Below are 15425 nucleotides of genomic sequence, written 5' to 3'. Positions count from 1 at the left end.
CCTTTCAAGTATAGAGGATAAAGAAAAAAGAATTAAAGAACAAGGATAAACGTCCGCTGGCGGCGGAATGATTTATGAAGATTTTTTAGTGCAACCATTTTACAGGTTTTTCTGTTATTACAAAGTTGTGGGCAAACCAAACAAGCCTTAATTTGCAACACTTTTTATGCGAACAGATATACTCAAGAAAACGATATTTTCATTTTCCCTATTCCTAATATTTTCTTCCTCCTTTAGCCAATCGGGCGATTTGAGGGGTACAGTTGTAAATGCCGATGATGGCACCAGCTTAGAAAACGTGGTGGTGAAGCTTAGCGGCACCAAGTTGCAAGCAGCCTCTGATAAGAATGGTATTTATAACTTTGGCAAAGTAAAAATTGGCGATTATAACCTTATAGCAGAGGCTTCAGGATTCGATATTTATGAAATAAACATCACCGTTAAAGGAGATAGGGCCAACAATATCAGTATATATCTAAAACCCCAAGCAAAAATAATGGAGGTAGTAGATGTAAACGCCAAACGTGGTCAAAAAAAAGACAGCAATAAAGTTGATATAGGTGTTATAAAAATTGACCCGAAAAAAGAATTTCCACGATTGCCCTCGGTGGGCGGCGAGCCCGATTTGGTGCAATATCTTCAAATACTTCCAGGTGTGGTGAGCAGTGGCGACCAAGGTGGGCAATTATATATTCGTGGGGGTTCGCCTGTAATGAACAAAATGTTGCTCGATGGCATGACTATATATAATCCATTCCATTCCATTGGCTTATATTCTGTTTTCGATGGCGATATTATGAAAGATATAGAAGTACACTCAGCAGCATTCAATGTGCAATATGGTGGCCGCATAGGTGCTGTGGTTGATGTGACTACCCGCGATGGCAATAAAAAGAATTTTTCGGGCAAGGCTTCTGCTGGGCCTTTTGTGGCCAAAGTCATATTTGAAGGCCCGCTTAAAAAGTATAAACCTGGCGAAGGAAGCTCTTCGTTTTTGGTAAGTTATCGTAACTCTTACCTCAACCAAAGTGCTCCCAAATTGTATCCTTATGCTGTAAAAGAGCAGGGCTCACTCCCCTATTCTTTTCAAGATTTTTTTGGTAAACTGAATATGACTGCGGCGGGTGGCAGCAAACTTAATTTTTCTACTTTTAAGTTTAGCGACCGAACTAGTTTTCCTGGTTCTACCCATTTTGCTTGGGACTCGTGGGGCGGTAATCTTAATTTCCTGATGATACCTGAAGGGAATTCAAGTGTTATTAATGGCGTGCTTGGTTATAGCAGCTACAAAATGCAGCAACTAGAGACTGACCAAAAGCCACGCTATAGTAGTATTGATGGTTTTAATGCCGCCATTAACTTTACCTATTTTTTTAGTGCCGATGAATTAAAATATGGCATCGAGACCAATGGGTTCGCAACCGATTTTCATACGTATAATAGTGCTGATAGATTGATAGAACAAGTGAACTTTAGTACCGAGCTTTGCTTATATGCAAAGTACAAGCGTCGTTGGCGTAAATTTTTATTGGAACCTGGCTTGCGAATGCAATATTATGCGTCGCTGGGAAACTCTTCATTGGAGCCACGTTTCCAAGGCAAGTATGATATTACCAGTTATATGAGATTGAAATTTGCGGCAGGTCATTATTCTCAAAACTTGATGTCGGCAGTGAGCGATAGAGATGTGGTGAACTTATTCTACGGTTTCTTGAGCAGTCCTGAAGACTTACCAAAAACTTTTGATGGCAAACCTGTTACTTCACGTCTTCAGAAATCGGATCATATACTTATTGGTTGGGATATTGACTTAACACGCAAAAGTAATTTGAGCATTGAAGCATACCGCAAAACCTTTGGACAACTCACCAATGTGAACCGTGATAAAATATATGATAACAGCGAAAAAAATCAGAATAAGCCAGAACAATTGCGTATGGATTATATTATAGAAAATGGCTATGCACAAGGACTCGATTTTAAATATGTATGGGAAAATAAACACTGGTATTTCTGGTCGGTATATTCGCTTACCTATGTTACCCGTTATGATGGTGTTCGCCAGTATTTCCCTACCTTCGACCGTAGGCATAATATTAATTTATTGTTGAGTTATAAATACCAAACCAATACCAATCGGGTACTATTTAATGCACGGTGGAATCTAGGTTCCGGATTTCCCTTCACGCAAACACAAGGGTTCTACGAGAAGATTGATTTTACTAATGGAATTAGTAGCAATTATGCAAATGCAAATGGCACTTTGGGAATTCAATATGCACAAATTGGTGGTGGCCGCTTACCGTGGTATCACCGTTTGGATATTAGTGTGGATTGGAGACATAATATGAAACATCAAAAGTACCTGAATGTGAATGTGGGCTGCACCAATGTATATGATCGAAAAAATATATTCTATTTTGATAGGGTAAAATACAAGAGGGTAAATCAGTTGCCGATTATGCCCACAGTGAGTGTGGCATTTGGATGGTAAAGGAATATTTTATCCGCCGCGGATTATATTTAGAATTTTATATTTTTTATGAGATTAGTGTATATAGGTTAAAATGAACCGAACAGCCGAAAACTATAATATACAAAAAAAGCTGGTAGCGATTACTATCATACTTTTTGCGATTAAAATTCTTGCATGGTACCTCACCAGTTCGGTCGCCATTCTTACCGATGCACTTGAGTATACTATTAATGTGGTGAGTGGACTTGTAGGACTTTATAGTTTATATTTGTCGTCCCTTCCTCGTGATACAAACCATCCTTATGGTCATGGCAAAGTAGAGTTTCTTTCTGCGGCTATCGAAGGAACTTTAATGGTGGTATCGGGTTTCTTAATTATATATGAAGGCATCAATAACCTGCAACACCCACACGAAATTAGTCGATTGGATTATGGTATTTATCTGGTAATTTTTACTGCCGTGATTAATTATTTAATGGGTTATTATGCTATCAAAAAAGGGAAGAAAAATAAGTCCGTAGCATTAGAAGCCACAGGTAAACACATGCAGTCAGACACCTATGCAACTATAGGTATCATAGTAGGACTTATTTTAATTTATATATTTCATTATACTTGGATTGATAGTATAGTAGCAATACTATTTGCATTTATCATTATAGTATCTGGCTATAAAATATTACGTGGTTCTGTGGCAGGAATTATGGACGAAGCCGATCACAAATTATTGAACCAAGTAGTAAATGTATTGCAAACCAACAGACGGGAAGCATGGGTCGATTTGCATAACCTACGCATTATTAAATATGGAGGCACTTTGCATTTAGATTGCCACCTTACGGTGCCTTGGTATTATAATGTGCATGAAGCCCACAGAGAAATTGATCATCTAGATTTATTAATAAAGGAAAATTTCGGTCCTAGCGTGGAAATGTTTGTGCATACCGATGGCTGCCTTGATTTCTCCTGTAAAATATGCACTCTACCCGATTGCCCTGAACGCAAACATGAATGTGTGAAAATAATTGACTGGGATATTGAAAATATGTCGAGTAATAATAAACATAGGATGGGTTGATACCGAAACTTAATATATAATAGTCCAAAAAAAGGGGGACTAATCCCGAATGCTTTCGGGATGTAGTTCGGCATTACCATTCTAAAAGCTAATCCGCCCCAGGCGGAGAACTATTATAGTTTAAGAAATGGTATAATATATTATAATCCCGCAAATTTCTTAATAGATTCTGCAACAATCTCGCCGTTCATTTTTTCTATAATATGTGGTTGTTCGTCAAGAATTATATAACTTGAATTTAAAATTTCAGCAGCGGCTTGCAAGGTTTCTTCTTGTGTAACCATGTGGTCTTTATTTCCCACACACATTTGTACTGGAATTTGTATAGCATTTAAATGAGCCGTTGTAATAGGATTTTGTCCAATCTGTTGTAATATATTTTGAGTATCGGATAATATATAAGGCCAGTTATTTGGATGAGCATTTTGTTGCATGGTTAAAAATTGTGGTGCTTTTTCACTTACAGTATTATAGTCAAGTTTCATTGCTTCTTTGTTGGCAATTGCGTCATCCCACAACATTTTGGTGGCAATTGTATATAGTTTTTGCAAACCTTTATAGTGATTGGCTGCCATATACAATCCCAAATATCCACCCATACTATACCCTGCCATTATATAATCGTTCAACCTATTTCCTTCCGTATAATTCAATATATAATCGCTGAAATATTTCAAATTAGTTTCTTTCATTGGCTCTAAAGATGCACCATGACCTGGCAAATTGATATTGTGTATATAATAATGTTCTTCCAAATGCGTAACGATATGTTGCCATGAGTTTGATGAGCCCAAGGCTCCATGAACCAATATTAAATTTTGCATGGGGCAAAAATACAGTTTGTCATCCTGAGTTTATCGAAAGGTGGACAAACTAGAATCATACTTTCCATGCCGTCTTCGATAAACTCAGACTCACAAGACCTACCTTTGCCACATATTATGGACGAGCTTGAAATTATAGAAGAACAACCCGAACTTTTTGAGCACTTTAGTATTATAGTCGACAATGGGCAAAGTGCATTGCGGGTGGACAAGTTCCTGATGCACAAAATCCAGAATGCCAGTCGTACTAAAATACAGGCCGCAGCCGATGCAGGTTCTATTATCATAAATGGCAAGCCAGTAAAATCTAGCTATAAAGTAAAACCTGCTGATAAACTCAGCATTGTGCTACCCAACCCACCTCGCGACACTGAGTTAATCCCCGAAAATATACCACTTAATATTGTATACGAAGACGATCAATTATTATTAGTGAATAAAGCTGCTGGCATGGTGGTACACCCTGGATATAATAATTACCATGGTACTTTGGTAAATGCATTGGTATATCATTTTCAAAATCTTCCCACACACAGAAACGGAGAGATTCGCCCAGGATTAGTACATCGGATAGATAAAGATACATCAGGCATATTGGTGGTGGCCAAAACAGAAATTGCGATGAGCCATTTGGCACGTCAGTTTTTCGACCATAGTATCAACCGTAAATATATAGCATTGGTATGGGGCGATGTGGAACAAGATAAAGGCACAGTGGTAGGTCATATAGGGCATAACCTCAAAGACCGACGCATTATGCAAGTATTCCCCGATGGCGACTATGGTAAAGAAGCAATCACGCATTATACGGTGCTTGAACGTTTCCATTATGTAACATTGATAGAATGCCAACTGGAAACAGGGCGTACCCATCAAATTAGAGCACACATGAAATATTTGGGTCACCCCTTATTTAATGACGCCACTTATGGAGGCGATAAAATTTTGAAAGGTACCACTTTTGCAAAATATAATCAATTCATTGATAACTGTTTTAATATAATACCTCGCCAAGCTTTGCATGCAAAAATGCTTGGTTTTATTCATCCCACCACGCACGAGCATTTAATTTTTGAAAGTGAACTTCCGATAGATTTTGCAGGAGTAATGGACAAATGGAGGAATTATATAGCTCATAATAAGTAATTTTGTATTAATTTAGCAGCCTCTTATGCTAAATGGAGATACCTTATTGTATGAAGAAGTAAAGGAACAGGTGCAAGTACTAATGGACTTGTCGCCTAACTATACCTTTTTTAAAGACAAATTCTTTAGGTATGTGATGGTGAATAAAAACTTTGCTACTTTTCAAAAGAGACCACCGGAATATTTTATAGGTCGAACAGATGAAGATTTCTTGGAGAATTTTGAGTTGCTTGATACTTTTCTGAAACAGGATATTGAAGTTTTGTCTAAAGAGGGTAAGATTGAATTCCCTGTTGTGGAAATACCTTTGGAAAGTGGTGAAATTCGCTATTTCAGAATTACCAAAGATATCATTAAAAACTATCTGGGTTATGATAAGCTTATCTTTTGTACCGCAGTGGATGTGACCCAAATTATTGAGAACGAAAAACAGAAACAAGAAAAGGATGTATTTTACAAACATCTGTTCAACAATAATTTGGATGGTATTGTATTGTTTGATTCTACAGAATATAAAAACTTGGACTGCAATGAACGGGTGCTCGAAATATTTAAATGCCGCAGAGAGGAGTTTTTAAACTTTGAGGTAACTGTGAACCAACCACATTTTCAACCTGATGGCACAAAGACAACCACCTTTATGGAGCATAACATCTCCGAAGCTAAAAGGCTCGGCAAGTTGCGTACTACTTTCCATACCTTGCGATTCGATTTTTCTCCTTGTGTTTTAGATATACATATATATAAATTTAGTGAAGTGCATCCTGACCATGTGGTAATCATCTTTAAAGATATTACAGAGCAATATAATATGATGGAGCAAGTGATAGAAGACAAGGAAAGGTTTAAGAACTTGTTCGAGCGTAATCCATCAGGTGTAGCCATTGTTGATTTCGATTGGAATGTAATTTCAGTTAACGATTCATGGGTGAAATTGTTAGGCTATACTTTAGAAGAATTGAAAGAAAAGACTATTCCAGGTATTAGCCACATAGATGACATGTCTTTGCACAATGAATTGAAGACAAAAGCAATTAATGGTGAGATTGACACTTATAAATTGCGAAAGCGTTATATTAAAAAAGATGGCAATACTTTATATGGTGAGCTTACGGCTGGGGTTGTAAAAGATAAAAAAGGCCGCCCAAGTTATTTAATCGGAATCCTTTCAGATATCACTGATATGGTGAATACCCAAGAGGAATTGAATTCAAAAAACGACCACCTCCAAAAAATTATCGAAGAGTTAAACACACTGGTATATCGGACTTCTCATGACCTTCGCTCTCCTATTACTTCTGTGATGGGCCTCACAAACTTGTTTGAACTGAATGGTGAAGACGACCCAAACAATATATATGTGAACATGATGAAAAACCAATTGACCAAATTGGACAATGTAATTAAAGACATCATCGAGTATCACAAAATAAGTCACAATGAACCCGAAAGATTGGTTGTGGATTTTGAAACTATTATAAACGACAAGTTTGACCAACTTAGGTTTCTGCCCAACTTTGATAAAATAAACACCACTATTTCCATACAGAAAGAGGTAGACTATATCGGTGACCGATATTTAATCGGCATTTTGTTTAATAACTTCATTTCTAATGCTATCAAATACACTGATTTCGGTAAACCTCATAATTATATAAACATCAATATCCATATAGATAGTGAAAATGCCTTAATTCGTATAGCGGACAATGGGATAGGTATTGAAAAAGAATATGTGGATAGGATTTTTAAAATGTTCTTTAGGGCTACCGAATTAAGTCAAGGAACAGGACTTGGTCTTTATATGGTACGAGAAATTATCAGTAAAATGAATGGGCAAATAAATGTTGATTCGAATTATGGCCAAGGCACCACTTTTGAAATAATACTACCTAATAAGGTGCAGTTGGTTTAGTTCATCAGAACTAATTTACCTGTAAGTGCTTTCCCATTATCCATCTTCACTCTTACCAAATACATTCCGCTAGGCAGGTTTGACAAATTCATTTCGGTTGTAGCTAAAGACATATAGCCCGATGAAGTTACCAATTGTCCGTTCAAAGTAATGATGTCAATATTGTAGTTTACATTCTGGTCTTTCTCTACTACAAACTTAAATTCTCCTTTGGTTGGATTGGGGTAAATAGCCAAGCCACGATTAATAATAATATTATGCTGATTCTTTTCTGAAACCCTAATCAGCTTTTTGTATATACGTTCACCGCTGCAACCAGTTTCAAAATCATCAATTTTCAAAATCACATTGTACAAACCTGGTTCGGTATATATATGCAGAGGATTGGGTAAATTAGAATTGTTCAGAGTGCTTGAGTTTGCATCACCAAAATCCCAAGACACAAATTGATTATTATTAAGTTTACTGTTGAAATTAACGACTAAGGGAGCAATTCCCTCAACAACGTCAGCAGTAAAATCAGGATTTATATCTTTTACTGTAAATATAACTTTATCTTTTGCCTCGCATTGATTTTCGTGGGTCGTATATAGTAGCTCATGTTTGCCTACACCAGCTTTTTGCGGGTCGAAGGCATTCCCATCAACGCCATTTCCCGACCATGTGCCGCCAACAGGTATTCCTGAGAGTAATTGTTCCCCGTTATACATGCATAATGTCTTGTCATCGCCAGCAATTGCAGTTGCGGTATTTTTAATAGTAACAACCCCATGAAAATAGGAATAGTCACAAGCCCCTTCTGCCAAGTATTTAAGCGTGTACTTATAGGTTCCTGGGCCTGGATAAGTGTGCGTAGGTTCCCATTCATTGGTTTTTAAAAAACCGTCGTCGCCTGACCATTCATAAAATTGCGGCAATTGGTTTTGATTGGAACTGATAAAGTGGAATTTGGCATCCGTACAATTTTGAAGTTCATGAGCCGCCATTACAGATACCTGTTCATAGTTTATAAAAATAGAATCGTATTGTTTAAAATCACTGCAATCGTTCCAGATATGTATCGTATAAGGAATCCAACGTTTGCCCGAATATTTTAGTGTGAAATCATTATTGTTCATCAAAATATGATTGTCAATAAACCACTCAAACTGAATAGCTCCATTGCCTTTTTCAATTTTATATTTGAATTGGATTTGGCCACAATCAAGAATTTTAACGTTATTTACAGCAAATATCTTTTCACATTGCCCAAAGGACGACTTAGCCAAAGATAGGCCAAACACCAGTAAAATGAAGCTGATAGACTTTTTCATGGTAGTTTTATCGAGTCAAATGTACAAAGAATTTCAAACAAAAAAAAATTTTTTTATACAGGCAACTTTTTGTTCCTTTGTTAGGTCATGTTTTTTGTAGCCCCTAAATTATTTGATATGGACGACAAGGAACTTGTGGATGGATGTCTTTTAGAAAATGTGATTTTCCAAGAGAAACTATACCGCAAGTATTGTGGCAAAATGATGGGGCTAAGTTTGCGTTATGTTAAAAGCAGAGAGGAGGCCGAAGACGTAGTGCAGGAAGGTTTTATAAAGGTTTTCGACCACCTTAAAAATTTCAGGTTCGATTGCCCTTTAGAAGGATGGATAGCAAGAATAATGGTGAACACGGCCATTACTTTTTATAACAGAAATAAGAAAACAGCGTTTGAAGAAGACATAAACAATCTGAATGAGGATATTGGACAGCATTATGAAAATGTAGGGCAAAATCTTCAGGCACAAGACTTACTCAAATTAATCAATATGCTTCCTGACGGATATAAATTAGTGTTTAATATGTTTGCCATAGAAGGTTATAACCATAAAGAGATATCGCAAATGCTAGGTTTTACGGAGAATACCAGCAAAACACAATATTTTAAAGCCCGGAATTATTTAAAGAAATTATTAGAACAACAATATTTAGCCGAATATGAATAAAAATATAGAAGATTTATTCAAGGAAGGATTCGAGGGCTTTGAGCAACAGCCCAAGAATGATTTGTGGGACAAGATTTTGCAGCAAAGGCAGGTCAATAACCTCACGAATAATCCAAGCCATGAAGTAACTCCCGAACATATATATAGCAAAGAATTTAAAAACTTTGAAGCTCAACCCAATGAAAAAGTATGGCAAAATGTATTGGTGCATATCAATAGTCGACGTCAGCAAAAGAAATATATGAGTTGGTCTCTGCTCCTCTTGTTGCTCATAGGAAGCTGCAGTTCTTTGGTATGGTTGTATAATGGTGATTCAAATACAAGTTCGATGGTGGGGCAATCAAGTAAACCCGCAGTTGCACAACCCGAGCAAGAATCGAACAATACAAGCACGCATCAAACTAAACAAAAAAATAATAATCTTATTGAGGAAGCTAATCAAAATATTATTGCTAATAGAAAGGGCAATAATCTTGCTGTTAATTCAAACCCAAGAAAATATACGCCCACAGCTAAATTACCTACTATCATTAAGGCCTCTGCAAATACGCTCAAATCAAATGAAATTTTAAAAACCAATAACGTAGTCAACAATAATATTGTAAAAAGCTACGATCAATTAGCTGATAAATCATTGAAAAATATTGTGCCTGCTACAAATACAGAGCTTGAAAAAAATGGCGTTTCACCAGTTCCAGATACTGCAATAACAGCATCTCCAAATATCAGGAAAAAGGAGGAAAGTAAAACCGTGGCCACAGGCAGAGATGGCAAATGGTGGCGTGGCCCAACTTATTTTATGTATACCAGCGAAACTGATATGAACAATGAGGAATCCAATTGGAAATTTGGTGCTTCTGTGGGTTTTGACTTTCCTAGTGTTCGTTTCAAAGGAAACTCAACAGATCTATTATATAATCAATTTAGAAAAGATGATGAAGTTCGTGCTATTTCTTATAATTCCCAAGCATTTGCCATACGCCAATTTGGTCGTCTACTTTTTGTACAGTTTGGTTTTGGATATAGCTCCTATAGTTTTAAAGGCGATTATCAGCATAGTATATATTCAGTGCAGGACTCTACCACCCCGCAAGGAAACCATATATTTGATACCACCTATTCTTATAAGATAAATGCTCAAAGTCAATATAGAGTTAATTATATTGATATCCCTCTAGCTTTTGGGTTTAATTTTAGTGATAAACGGTCTAATTATTTTATGAAAGCTGGCGGAGTTTTACAATTATTGGGGTCGCAAAGTGGAAGTGCGTTATCACCTGTTTCGCATCAGTTGGAAGCTCTTGGTGCTCCAAATCAATTATCTGCAAACAGGGTTGGTGCTTCTTTGTTATTGGGTGCAGGGGTCAATTATCAGATAAAACATGAGCTAAGTATATTTGCAGAAGGATGCTATAAATATAATATTAGTTCGTTGATGGGCAATGCTGCACAGCAACAGTTTATCAATTCACTATCTATTAACGGAGGAATTAAGTTTCATATAGATTAATACCGAAACTCAATATATAATAGTCAAAAAAAAGGGGACTAATCCCCCCGCATCCCGATAATGATCGGGATTAAGCGGGGCATTCGGGATGTAGTTCGTTATTACCATTTTAAAAACTAATCCGCATCAGGCCGAGAACTATTATAGTTTAAGAATTGGTATAAACTATATACTCGCCTTAATCATGCGGTATTTGCCGTGGATGTCTTGTTTTAATTCTACTTGGGTATAATACTTTTCGAACAAGTCTTTGGTTTGCGAATGATAATCTTCGTGAATTTCGCAGTATATAAATCCTTCAGTTTTTAAATGTTTTTGTGCGAATTGTATGATAGCTTTATAAAACTGCAAGGGATCGCCATCGGTAACAAATAGAGCGGAATGTGGTTCAAAGTCCAACACATTTTTTTGCATTGCGTTTTTATCCGCTTCCGTTACATAAGGTGGGTTTGAAATAATGATATCATATAAACCATATTCCTGTTTCGGACCTAAGATGTCCTCTTGCATAAATATTATATTCGCCTTGTGCTTTGCAGCATTATTGGATGCTACTTGTAAAGCGTCTTTTGATAGATCAACTGCGGTAAAATCCCAATTGGGATTGTCATATTGTAAAGTGATAGGGATAATTCCGCTTCCTGTTCCAAGGTCTATGCATTTTAGGTTTTGATTTGCAGAGCCTTTGAAATCTTGCTTAATCCAATTAATTAATTCCTCAGTTTCAGGTCGGGGGATGAGGACATGTTTGTTCACCACAAATTGCAATCCTGCAAATTCAGAAATGCCAGTAACGTATTGAATGGGTTCGTGTTGTAAAAGTCGTGCAAGGCTCTCCTCAATTAGTTTGATTTGTGCAAAACTGAGTTCCAAATCGGGCGATGTCGCAATCTCGTTTACCCTCATTATACTAAGGTCTTCAAGCAGTATTTTCGCCATTTGATTGGCTTCGTTTTCCACATATTCACCTAGCAAATCTTTGCGGATTTCATCGAACCAAAACTTGAGAGTTGTATTTGAGAACATTGACGATATATCACCCGATAGCCATCGGGGCCTATCGGGAATTTGACTTAGGAGTTAGTTTACTGTTAACGATATGTTGTCCATTTCGGAACTTTGAAGTGGGATTTAGTTTGCGGTTATTAGTATCTTAATTTATATGGTGGCCCCGAATTTATTTCGGGAACCACTAACAAGAAACACACAACCGTTGGCAAAACTGCGGTCGGTTTTCGTGAGTTTTATAACTACAATCCGATATCAACAACATTACGCATTAAATCATCCATGGTTTCTGCTTTGCGTATGAGGTGTGTTTTGCCGTCCATCACCAATATTTCTGCTGGACGAAAACGTGCATTATAGTTATTGCTCATCGTAAATCCATAAGCACCTGCGTTTAAGATAGCCAATACATCGCCTTCTCTTACTTCAGCAATAGAACGGTCCCAGCCTAAAGTATCGGTTTCGCATATATAGCCAACCACGGTATATATACGCGGTGTACCTGTTGGGTTCGATATATTAACGATGCGATGGTAAGCGTCGTAAAACATGGGGCGTATCAAATGGTTTTGCCCAGTGTTTACTCCTACAAATACTGTAGCTGTTGTTTGTTTTACCACGTTTGTATTCACTAACAGGTGCCCCGATTCGCTCACGATAAATTTACCTGGCTCGAACCAAAGTTCTAATTCACGACCATACTCTTTGCAAAATTGTTTAAAGGTCTCTCCTATTGCTTTGCCTAGTGCTTCTATATCAGTAGTGATATCGCCATCTTTGTAGGGAACTTTAAATCCGCTACCAAAGTCAATGAATTCTAAATCGGGGAAGTTGCTTGCGGCTTCAAACAATAAATCGGCTCCTTGCAGAAATACACCTGCATCCAAAATATCGCTACCTGTGTGCATGTGCAGTCCGTTTACAAAAATGCCTGCCTGCTTTACCACACGGGTAATATGACGCATCTGATGTATCGAGATTCCGAACTTGGAATCGATATGTCCCGTTTGTATATGAGCATTGCCACCAGCTACTATATGTGGATTGATACGAATGCAACAGGGAACGGTTCCCTTATATAAATGCCCGAACTGCTCGAGTGTACTAATATTATCGATATTAATCCTAATTCCTAATTCCACTGCTTCTTGTATCTCGGCAAATGAAACGCAGTTAGGCGTGAACAATATTTGTTGTGGTTCGAATCCTGCCAATAAACCCAAATGGGCTTCATTGATGGAAACCACATCCAATCCCGAGCCTTCGTTCTTTAATAGCTTTAATATATTGATGTTGTTGAGTGCTTTGCAAGCATACTTTATCTGCACCTTGCAATCGACAAATGCATTTTGTAAGCGGTGATATTGTGAAGAAATTTTAGCAGCATCGTAAACAAATATGGGCTGCCCATATTCTTCTACTATCTGCAAGGCTGGTATTCCGCCTATGGTGTATTGGTTATTTATTAATTCCATCCAAGGATTATTTTATATTTTACTCCCCTCGCCGCAGCGGGGCTATCGGGATTTTATTTTATATTTTGTTTATGTCAGTCTGTCCCCCCGCAAGCTTGCAGGGCTATAGGGATTATCGAAGGCTTAGGGCAATACTCTGCCTACCATACGTGGGAATGGGATGGCTTCGCGTACGTGAGGGAGTTTGCATACCCAGCATACTAATCTTTCTAGTCCTAGACCAAAGCCTGCATGCTTTACCGAACCATACCGACGCAAATCTAAATACCATTCGAAAGCTTCCATGGGCAAGTCGTGGTCTTTAATTTTTTGAACCAAGGAATCGACATCGGTTTCACGTTCGCCCCCTCCTACTATTTCGCCATAACCTTCGGGTGCTAACACATCCACACCTCTGGCAAAACGTTCGTCTTCGGGGTCACGTTTTAGATAAAAAGCTTTTACGGCATGTGGCCAGTTATATACCATAATGGGCACATCGAACAAGCGGGTGATCACCGTTTCGTCGCTGCCGCCAAAATCGTTTCCATATTCAAAATTCCTTGCACTGCTAAGCCATTGTGGTATGTTGCGGGCGTCTTCCTCTAAATCTTTTAATGTTTGCTTGAGTGTATCAACTTTGTTTTGGTTAAAGTTGATTTCACCTTTTTTCAAGCTGCCAGATGCAATTTTTTCTTCACGTTCTCTTATTTCGTTTTGTATAATACCAATTTGCTCGTGGGTATAAGCCAAGTCCTCTTCTAATGACTTGATGGCGTTTTTACCATTCACATCTTGCTCCCCTTTAATGATGCGAACTGCTTCATCGTATGTGAGGCGAGGAAAAGGTTTTATAATGTTTTGCAGTAAAGTTTTATCACGGCCTATTACATCGAGTTCCTTATCGCAATCACGCAATACATCACCAACGTTGCGTTTGAGCATGGCTTCTATCAAATCCATGTTCATGAATATATCATGAAAAGCCATCTCGGGTTCTATCATCCAAAACTCGGCAAGGTGGCGACGGGTTTTACTTTTCTCGGCACGAAATGTGGGGCCAAAAGTATATATTTTGTTCATGGCAAAAGCCATTGCTTCGCCATATAGTTGTCCGCTTTGGCTTAGGTAGGCAGTTTCGCCAAAGAAATCTGTTTCGAATAAGTTGCTAGTTCCTTCGCAGGCATTTCCTGTAAATATGGGTGCATCCATTTGCACAAAATCTTGCTCTTGAAAAAACTGGTGTATGCTATAAATAATCCGGTTTCTAATTCTCATGATGGCCCATTGTCTCTGACTACGCAACCATAAGTGACGCTTGTCCATGAGGAACTCAACGCCATGTTCTTTCTTTGCAATGGGATAATCGATGGCGTATGATAATACTTCCAAAGTAACTACCTGAATCTCGACGCCGCCAATTTGCTTTTCGTCCTTCACCACAGTGCCCGTTAACTTTACCGAACTTTCCAAACCTAGCTTACCTGCACATTCAAATTCGCTTGGCAATACCTTATTTGCATCCACCACGCATTGACACATTCCGTAGCCATCTCGCAGGTTAATGAACACGAGCCCTTTGCTATCACGGCGGTTGGCTACCCACCCTTCGAGTGTAACTGTTTGGTTTTGGTGCTTTAGTAAATCTTTTATATAAACGGTTTTCATTGATGAGAAAATTGGGGTGCAAAGTTAGGGTTGGGATATTGGATATTGGATATTGGATTTGGGGTCACGAATTGCCGAAGTGTAGATTTCTGGGTTAATGGAATGGGGATAATAGTTTTTGTAAATGGCCACATTAGTATATTTTCATTTACAACGAGGACAACAAACGTTATCGAAAGGTAAAACGACTTAATTAATAATATAATACTTTATACCAATTCTTAAACTAAAATAGTTCTCCACCTGTGGCGGATTTGGTTTGTAGAATGGTAATAGACCTCTTTCATAATTCAAATAAGAAAAGCCAAATTATAACGGACACTTTATTTTATTGTAGTATCGCTCGCCGCGAACTCCGATAACTATCGGG

Annotated in this window: 11 protein-coding genes; 6 read left to right on the top strand and 5 right to left on the bottom strand. The window is 37.8% G+C overall.

Translation table 11 applies throughout. The features are described 5' to 3' along the window. Window positions 1-166: 166 nt before the first annotated feature. Both SGJ10_10395 and SGJ10_10390 read left to right on the top strand, forming a co-directional pair. Window positions 167-2494 (top strand): TonB-dependent receptor, encoded by a 2328-nt coding sequence (locus SGJ10_10395; GenBank protein ID MDZ4758525.1) that lies wholly within the window; start codon window positions 167-169, stop codon window positions 2492-2494. A 73-nt stretch (window positions 2495-2567) separates the two neighbouring features. After that, window positions 2568-3554, top strand: a complete 987-nt coding sequence (locus tag SGJ10_10390; GenBank protein ID MDZ4758524.1) for a cation diffusion facilitator family transporter — start codon at window positions 2568-2570, stop codon at window positions 3552-3554. Between the two features lie 140 nt (window positions 3555-3694). On the opposite strand, the gene SGJ10_10385 is transcribed toward SGJ10_10390, so the two are convergent. Further along, the gene (locus tag SGJ10_10385) at window positions 3695-4378 is read right to left on the bottom strand and encodes an alpha/beta fold hydrolase (protein ID MDZ4758523.1); all 684 of its coding nucleotides are present in this window, start codon (window positions 4376-4378) and stop codon (window positions 3695-3697) included. A 117-nt stretch (window positions 4379-4495) separates the two neighbouring features. Between SGJ10_10385 and SGJ10_10380 the strand changes: the two genes are divergently transcribed. Both SGJ10_10380 and SGJ10_10375 read left to right on the top strand, forming a co-directional pair. Next, a complete protein-coding gene (locus tag SGJ10_10380) occupies window positions 4496-5524 on the top strand; it encodes an RluA family pseudouridine synthase (GenBank protein MDZ4758522.1) in 1029 nt (342 codons plus the stop codon). A gap of 25 nt (window positions 5525-5549) precedes the next feature. Beyond that, window positions 5550-7439 (top strand): PAS domain S-box protein, encoded by a 1890-nt coding sequence (locus tag SGJ10_10375; GenBank protein ID MDZ4758521.1) that lies wholly within the window; start codon window positions 5550-5552, stop codon window positions 7437-7439. Here SGJ10_10375 and SGJ10_10370 read toward each other — a convergent pair. Beyond that, window positions 7436-8752, bottom strand: a complete 1317-nt coding sequence (locus SGJ10_10370) for a T9SS type A sorting domain-containing protein (GenBank protein ID MDZ4758520.1) — start codon at window positions 8750-8752, stop codon at window positions 7436-7438. The two genes, SGJ10_10375 and SGJ10_10370, sit on opposite strands and share 4 nt — an antisense overlap. Window positions 8753-8839: 87 nt before the next feature. On the opposite strand from SGJ10_10370, the gene SGJ10_10365 reads away from it, so the two are divergent. Together SGJ10_10365 and SGJ10_10360 are read left to right on the top strand one after the other, a co-directional pair. Beyond that, window positions 8840-9415: a sigma-70 family RNA polymerase sigma factor gene (locus SGJ10_10365; protein ID MDZ4758519.1), complete on the top strand. Its 576-nt coding sequence runs from the start codon at window positions 8840-8842 to the stop codon at window positions 9413-9415. After that, window positions 9408-10925 (top strand): outer membrane beta-barrel protein, encoded by a 1518-nt coding sequence (locus SGJ10_10360; GenBank protein ID MDZ4758518.1) that lies wholly within the window; start codon window positions 9408-9410, stop codon window positions 10923-10925. The genes SGJ10_10365 and SGJ10_10360 overlap by 8 nt, the downstream gene beginning before the upstream one ends. A gap of 165 nt (window positions 10926-11090) precedes the next feature. Here the strand turns inward: SGJ10_10360 and prmC are convergent, their stop codons facing one another. The 3 genes from prmC to SGJ10_10345 all read right to left on the bottom strand — a co-directional run bounded on the left by prmC (window position 11091) and on the right by SGJ10_10345 (window position 15055). Beyond that, complete coding sequence (gene prmC / locus SGJ10_10355) at window positions 11091-11951, bottom strand: peptide chain release factor N(5)-glutamine methyltransferase (protein MDZ4758517.1); 861 nt, start codon at window positions 11949-11951, stop codon at window positions 11091-11093. 224 nt (window positions 11952-12175) lie between these two features. Beyond that, window positions 12176-13408, bottom strand: coding sequence for a diaminopimelate decarboxylase (gene lysA / locus SGJ10_10350; GenBank protein MDZ4758516.1), 1233 nt, complete (start codon window positions 13406-13408; stop codon window positions 12176-12178). Window positions 13409-13531: 123 nt separating this feature from the next. Next, window positions 13532-15055 carry an asparagine--tRNA ligase gene (locus tag SGJ10_10345; GenBank protein ID MDZ4758515.1) on the bottom strand — a complete coding sequence of 508 codons (1524 nt, stop codon included), beginning with the start codon at window positions 15053-15055 and terminating at the stop codon, window positions 13532-13534. Window positions 15056-15425: the final 370 nt, after the last annotated feature.

It is taken from the genome of Bacteroidota bacterium, from assembly GCA_034439655.1.
Lineage (GTDB): Bacteria > Bacteroidota > Bacteroidia > UKL13-3 > UKL13-3 > CANJUD01.
This window is presented reverse-complemented; position numbering and strand designations above follow the sequence as displayed.

Bases quoted from the DNA above. Each gene is read 5' to 3' on its own strand.
- SGJ10_10370 (MDZ4758520.1), bottom strand. From the start codon at position 8,752: ATGAAAAAGTCTATCAGCTTCATTTTACTGGTGTTTGGCCTATCTTTG.
- lysA (MDZ4758516.1), bottom strand. From the start codon at position 13,408: ATGGAATTAATAAATAACCAATACACCATAGGCGGAATACCAGCCTTG.
- SGJ10_10365 (MDZ4758519.1), top strand. From the start codon at position 8,840: ATGTTTTTTGTAGCCCCTAAATTATTTGATATGGACGACAAGGAACTT.
- SGJ10_10375 (MDZ4758521.1), top strand. From the start codon at position 5,550: ATGCTAAATGGAGATACCTTATTGTATGAAGAAGTAAAGGAACAGGTG.
- SGJ10_10380 (MDZ4758522.1), top strand. From the start codon at position 4,496: ATGGACGAGCTTGAAATTATAGAAGAACAACCCGAACTTTTTGAGCAC.
- prmC (MDZ4758517.1), bottom strand. From the start codon at position 11,951: ATGTTCTCAAATACAACTCTCAAGTTTTGGTTCGATGAAATCCGCAAA.
- SGJ10_10345 (MDZ4758515.1), bottom strand. From the start codon at position 15,055: ATGAAAACCGTTTATATAAAAGATTTACTAAAGCACCAAAACCAAACA.
- SGJ10_10385 (MDZ4758523.1), bottom strand. From the start codon at position 4,378: ATGCAAAATTTAATATTGGTTCATGGAGCCTTGGGCTCATCAAACTCA.
- SGJ10_10390 (MDZ4758524.1), top strand. From the start codon at position 2,568: ATGAACCGAACAGCCGAAAACTATAATATACAAAAAAAGCTGGTAGCG.
- SGJ10_10395 (MDZ4758525.1), top strand. From the start codon at position 167: ATGCGAACAGATATACTCAAGAAAACGATATTTTCATTTTCCCTATTC.
- SGJ10_10360 (MDZ4758518.1), top strand. From the start codon at position 9,408: ATGAATAAAAATATAGAAGATTTATTCAAGGAAGGATTCGAGGGCTTT.